At 70.3% G+C, this 404-nt stretch carries 1 pseudogene; it reads left to right on the top strand.

Features of this window, described 5'->3' with window-relative positions:
- Positions 1-258, top strand: a pseudogene (locus OO68_RS48930) (hypothetical protein); the annotation flags it as partial.
- Positions 259-404 lie beyond the last annotated feature (146 nt).

The following is a 404-nucleotide window of genomic DNA, read 5'->3' on the forward strand; positions in this document are numbered from 1 at the left end:
ATGCCGCTCTATGCCGTGCTGGTGCGCGAGTTCTTCGGCGCGCGCATCATGGGCACGGTGTTCGGCGCGGTGTCGGCGTTCGCGAGCCTCGGCATGGCGCTCGGGCCGTGGGCCGGCGGCTACGTGTTCGACACGTTCCATGGCTATACGTGGCTGCACGCCGGTTCCTTCGCGATCGGCCTCGCCGCGGTCGCGGTGGCGCTGAGCTTTCCGACCAGGCGCCAGCCGTCGCTCGATCTCGGCCGCGCTGCCGCCTGAGCGCGGATGCGTCAGCCGCGCTCGCGCGTCGGTGATGGATAGCCGGCCTGCATCGGCGCCGTCCCGCCTTGCCCTCCCCTGCCGGATGGGTCACCATCGCGCGCCCTCAACAAGAATGTCAGAACGGGCCGAGGACACGCATGAAC

This window comes from Streptomyces iakyrus (genome assembly GCF_000717055.1).
GTDB classification, from domain to species: domain Bacteria; phylum Actinomycetota; class Actinomycetes; order Streptomycetales; family Streptomycetaceae; genus Streptomyces; species Streptomyces iakyrus.